Consider the following 5187-nt stretch of genomic DNA (forward strand, 5'->3'; position numbering starts at 1 on the left):
AACGACTCGGCCCCCGGCAGCACCGTGGAGGGGCCCGCGCCTGCTGCCGCAGCCGCTACGCCGGCGCCCCGGCCGCGGCCTCCGACTCCGCTTACGTTTCCTCTGCCGTTACCGACTCCGTTACCGACTCCGCTTCCGTCCACGTCTTTCTTGCTGTTTCCGTTTCTGCCTCCGCCCCCGCCCGCACCTCCCCCTGCGCTTTCGCAGTCGCTTTCGGGAGTGCCGTGCGTCGGCCGCTCGACGGCCGGGTGGGCGGCCCTGTGCCCGGCAGGTCCGGACGGCCCGGCGACGGGCTCCTCGGCCGGCGCCGGCGGCGCGAAGCCTCCGGGCCGCGAGACCGGGTCCGGCGGCACGGGGCGGTCCAGCTCCCGCACGGCCGCCTGGTGGGAGGCGACCATGGCGGCGACGGGCGCCGGCAGCCAGCCGTCCGTCAGCACCTGTTCGGCGCCGCCGGGAGCGCAGGCCGCGGAGAGCCGGTCGGGGTGGATCCTCAGGGCCGGGTCCTTGGCGTGACAGAGGCTGATGATCTTGTCCAGCGGTTCGGGCACCAGGCTCAGGTCGGGCGATCCGTGCGCCACCTGGTAGAGCAGCGCAGCGCCCACCGCCCCGCCGAACGGCGAGCGCCCGGACGCGGCGAACGCGAGCACCGACCCGAGGCAGAAGACGTCGCCCTCCGGGCCCATCGGATCGCCGGTGGCCTGCTCCGGGCACATGTAGTCGAGAGAGCCGAACAGGGTGCCGGAACCGGTGAGTTCATAGCCGTCGCGGGCGCGCACGATGCCGAAGTCGATGACCCGCGGGCCGTCCGCCGCGAGCAGCACGTTGGACGGTTTGAGGTCACGGTGCACGAGCCCTTCGGCGTGCACGGCGGTCAACGCCTCGGCCACGCCCGCGCCCAGTGCGAGCACCGTCTCCACCGGCAGCGGCCCGTGCGCGGCGACCGCCTCGGCCAGGGTGGGGCCGGGCACATGGTCGGTGGCGAGCCAGGGCGTCTCGTCGTCCGGAGCGGCGTCCACCACGTGCGCCGTGTAGGGGCCGCCGACCGCCGCCGCGGCCGCCACCTCCCGCCGGAAACGGATGCGGAAGTTGTCGTCGTCCGCCATCTCCGGACGGATCACCTTGACGGCGACGACGCGGCCGGCCCACGACCGCGCGAGATAGACCCGGCCCATGCCGCCCGCACCGAGCCGGGCCAGGAGCCGATACGGCCCGAGTTGCTCGGGGTCTTCTGGACGCAGTGGCTGCATGCCCTCGGCCGCCTGTTCTCGGTGGTGACGGGCTGAGATCCCGCCCAGGCTGCGGGGAAGGCCCGGTGGGGTCCGGACCACAGACTAGGCGCTGGAACGGCGGGCGGGAGCACGTCCTCACATGCGGGTTCACCCACCTCGAAGTAAGTGCCTGGCCGTCTTCCGCTTCCGCAGCGTTCATATGACGTCCGGTCAGAGATCGGGTGACACGTGCTTTCCCTGCGGGAACAGTGCGCGATGAGCAACAAGTGCACGATGAAAGCACATACCGGGCCGAAGACCTCCGATGTGCCGAAGGTCACCCCCGTCGGGGCCCTCGACGCCTGTGGTAGCTTGCCGAGGCCAGTCGTACTCGTGCGCGCCCCCGGGGCGCGCGGGGGTCAGGGAATCCGGTGGGAATCCGGAGCTGACGCGCAGCGGTAAGGGCGACGGGCGGGGCTTTCGGCCACTGGACGCGCATGCGCTCCGGGAAGGCGCCTCGCCCGGGTGACCCCGAGTCCGAAGACCTGCTGGCGGCCTCCGGTGTCGCAGACCGGCCGGAGGAGCGCACCGTACGACCGGGCTTCGCGCTTGAGCCCTCGACGCCGAAGGAAACTCCGTGCCGTTCGCACGTCCCGTCGCTCCTGCCGTCCTGTTCCTGGCAGGAGCCCTCCTGGCGACCGGCTGCGGCGGCTCCGCCGCCTCCTCCGACGGTCCCGCCGACAGCCACGCGGCCGGCCGGCCGGTCACGCTCGACAACTGCGGACAGCGGGTCCGGATCGACACGCCCCCTCGGCGGGCGGTCTCCCTCAACCAGGGCACGACGGAGATCATGCTCTCCCTCGGGCTCGCGGACCGGATGGCGGGTACCGCCACCTGGACCGACCCGCTGCCCAGGAGCCTCGAGAAGGCCGATGCCCGGGTGAGGCGGCTGGCCGACGACGCGCCTTCCTTCGAGAAGGTCCTGGACGCCGAACCCGACTTCGTGGCCGCCTCGTTCGCCTCCACGCTCGGCAAGGGCGGAGTGGCCACGCGTGCCCAGTTCGACAAGCTCGGGATCCCGACCTATCTCTCCCCCTCCGACTGCACGGGCAAGGACAACAGCGGCGGCGGCGACGGCGTCCGCACGAAGCCGCTGACCATGGAGGCGGTCTACGGCGAAGTACGCGACCTGGCCCGGGTGTTCGGCGTCGAGAAACGGGGCGAGGAACTGGTGGCCGACCTCAAGTCCCGGGTGGCCAGGGCCGCTTCGGGACTCGATGCCAAGAACGTCACACTCCTCTACTGGTTCGCCAACTCCCAGTCCCCCTACCTGGCCGGCTGCTGCGGCGCCCCCGGCGTCATCACCCGCGAACTCGGCGCGAAGAACGTCTTCGACGACACCGAACAGGAGTGGCCGCAGGTCAACTGGGAGACCGTCGCCGACCGCGACCCGGACGTCCTCGTGATCGGCGATCTGACCCGCAGGCAGCAGACGGCCGAGACCGCGGCCAAGAAGATCGCGTTCCTGGAGTCCGACCCGGTCACCCGGAACATGACCGCGGTGCGCGAGAAGCGGTACGTCCTGCTGTCCGGGCAGGCGATGAACCCGACCGTGCGCACCGTCGAGGGCGTGGAGAAGGTCGCGGCGGCACTGCGCGCGTACGGCCTCGCGCGATGACCGCCGTCGGCCCGGCGGCCGCCGCCGCTCCTGCGGCGGTGGCGGCGCGGGGGCTGCGCCAGGTGCTGCTGTGGGCGGCCGGGCTCGCGCTGCTGTGCGCGTCCGTCGCCGTGGCGATCACCATCGGTCCGGCCGACATCGCGGTCCGGGACGTGTTGTCCACGGTGGCCGCCCATCTCGGCCTCGCCGAAACCGGGTTGACGCCGTTGCGGGACGGCATCGTGTGGAATCTGCGGCTGCCGCGCACGCTGCTGGCCGCGGTGTGCGGAGCCGGGCTCGCCGTGTGCGGGGCGGTGATGCAGTCCCTGCTGCGCAACCCGCTCGCCGACCCGTTCGTCCTCGGGATCTCCTCCGGCGCCTCGACCGGCGCGGTCGTGGTGGTCGTGCTCGGCGCGGGCGGCGGGGCCCTGTCGGTGTCCGGGGGCGCGTTCCTCGGTGCGGCGGTCTCCTTCGCGCTGGTGCTGCTGCTCAGTCACACGCTGGGCGGCGCCACGGACCGGGTGGTGCTCGCCGGGGTGGCGGCGATGCAGTTGTTCTCGGCGCTCACCTCGTTCGTCGTCATGACGAGCGCCGACGCCGAGACCACCCGCGGCGTCCTGTTCTGGCTGCTCGGCTCGCTCAGCGGGGCCGGCTGGGCGGACGTGGGGGCGGGCGGGGCGGTGCTGGTCGGGGTGCTGCTGGTGTGCGCGGGGTACGCGACGACGCTGGACGCCTTCGCGTTCGGGCAGGACGCGGCCGCGTCGCTGGGCGTGCACGTGGCCCGCACCCGGCTGGTCCTGCTCTGCGCCACCGCCCTGCTGACGGCCACGCTGGTCAGTTCGGCGGGGGCGATCGGCTTCGTCGGACTCGTGCTCCCGCACGCGGCCCGGGCCCTGACCGGTCCCGGACACACCCGGCTGCTGCCGGCCACCGCCCTGGCGGGGGCGGTCTTCCTGGTGTGGGTGGACACCCTCGCCCGCACCGTCCTGGACCCGCAGGAGGTGCCGGTGGGCGTGGTGACCTCGCTGATCGGCGTCCCGGCGTTCGTCCTCGTGCTGTACCGGACCAGGAGCGCGCGATGACGGGGACCGCCGAGGGCGCCGGCCTGCGCGGCGACCGCCTCGCCTACACGGCGGGCGGTTCGCTGATCCTCGACGGAGTCGGTCTCGCGCTGCGCCCGGGAACCGTCACCGGTCTGCTCGGCCCGAACGGTTCCGGCAAGTCCACGCTGCTGCGGCTGCTCGCGGGCGTCCTCGCCCCCGCCTCGGGCGTGGTCACCCTCGACGGCCGTCCGCTGACGCAGGTCGGGCGGCGGGCGGTCGCCCGGCGGGTCGCCGTCGTCGAGCAACAGGCCGACACACAGGTGGCGTTGAGCGTCCTGGACGTCGTGCGGCTGGGCCGGGTGCCGCTTCGCCGGGCCTGGGGCGCCGCCTCGGCGCAGGACGAGGCCGCGGTCCGTTCCGCGCTGGAGCGGACCGGCCTCGGCGACAAGGCCGGCCGGCTGTGGCACACCCTCTCCGGCGGGGAGCGCCAGCGCGTCCAGATCGCCCGCGCGCTCGCCCAGCAGCCGCGGGAGCTGCTGCTGGACGAGCCCACGAACCACCTCGACATCCAGCACCAGCTCGCGTTGCTGGACCTGATCACCGAACTCGGGCTGACGAGCGTCGTCGCGCTGCACGATCTGAACCTGGCCGCGATGTACTGCGACCGGGTCGTCGTCCTCAAGCAGGGCAGGGCGGTGGCCGCCGGCACACCGCAGGAGGTGCTCACCGAGGCGCTGATCGCCGACGTCTACGGGGTGCGGGCCGTCCTCACCCGCGACGGACCCGACGGCCGCCCGCACATACGCTTCCTGGGCGCCCTGCCCGCCGCGCCGAAGGGGGAGCGCCACGACGGAGAACGACACGACGAGGTCCGGCAGGACGAGGTGCGGCAGGACGAGGTGCGGCAGGACGGCTAGGGCGGGGGCCGGCGGTGCCACGCCCCCGCACTGCCGTGCCCTGTGCGCCGTAGCAACCCCTATGTTCGAGACCGCAGCAGAAGGAGCCGCCCCGTGACCGTCCGTGTCGTGTTCGTCTCGCCCGCGACGAGTTCGTCGCTGCGACAGGCCCGTTTCGACGACGGGGCCTCGATCGACGCCGCCGGGGCGGCGCTCGCCCGCGCCGCGGCCGGATCGCTGCCCGCGGCCGCACGGGTCCTCGTCTCGCCCGGCGTGCGGTGCGGCGAGACGGCTGCGGCCCTTGGTCTCGACGCGCTGGAGACGGCGGAGTTGGCGGGGCTCGAGGTGGGCCGTTGGCGGGGCCTGACGCTCGCCGAGGTCGG

The 5187-nt window shown here is 73.6% G+C and carries 4 protein-coding genes, 1 pseudogene and 1 riboswitch; of the genes and pseudogenes, 4 read left to right on the forward strand and 1 reads right to left on the reverse strand.

The features are described 5' to 3' along the window. Window positions 1-1247: serine/threonine-protein kinase (locus tag ABT300_RS41035; RefSeq protein WP_351687408.1), on the reverse strand; the 1247-nt coding region annotated here is incomplete at its 3' end. A 382-nt stretch (window positions 1248-1629) separates the two neighbouring features. Next, window positions 1630-1755: riboswitch (cobalamin riboswitch) on the forward strand. A gap of 90 nt (window positions 1756-1845) precedes the next feature. Between ABT300_RS41035 and ABT300_RS41040 the strand changes: the two genes are divergently transcribed. The 4 genes and pseudogenes from ABT300_RS41040 to ABT300_RS41055 form a co-directional block, all read left to right on the forward strand. Continuing rightward, complete coding sequence (locus tag ABT300_RS41040; protein ID WP_351687410.1) at window positions 1846-2886, forward strand: ABC transporter substrate-binding protein; 1041 nt, start codon at window positions 1846-1848, stop codon at window positions 2884-2886. After that, window positions 2883-3947 (forward strand): FecCD family ABC transporter permease, encoded by a 1065-nt coding sequence (locus tag ABT300_RS41045; protein WP_351687411.1) that lies wholly within the window; start codon window positions 2883-2885, stop codon window positions 3945-3947. The genes ABT300_RS41040 and ABT300_RS41045 overlap by 4 nt, the downstream gene beginning before the upstream one ends. Next, the gene (locus ABT300_RS41050; RefSeq protein ID WP_351687413.1) at window positions 3944-4825 is read left to right on the forward strand and encodes an ABC transporter ATP-binding protein; all 882 of its coding nucleotides are present in this window, start codon (window positions 3944-3946) and stop codon (window positions 4823-4825) included. The genes ABT300_RS41045 and ABT300_RS41050 overlap by 4 nt, the downstream gene beginning before the upstream one ends. Before the next feature lie 93 nt (window positions 4826-4918). Beyond that, window positions 4919-5187: pseudogene (locus ABT300_RS41055) on the forward strand (histidine phosphatase family protein); the annotation flags it as partial.

This window comes from Streptomyces sp. NPDC001027, from assembly GCF_040299045.1.
In the GTDB taxonomy this organism is placed as follows: Bacteria; Actinomycetota; Actinomycetes; order Streptomycetales; family Streptomycetaceae; genus Streptomyces.

What these genes read in the sequence shown, in the direction of transcription:
- ABT300_RS41045 (WP_351687411.1), top strand. Translation starts at nt 2,883, where the DNA reads ATGACCGCCGTCGGCCCGGCGGCCGCCGCCGCTCCTGCGGCGGTGGCG.
- ABT300_RS41050 (WP_351687413.1), top strand. Translation starts at nt 3,944, where the DNA reads ATGACGGGGACCGCCGAGGGCGCCGGCCTGCGCGGCGACCGCCTCGCC.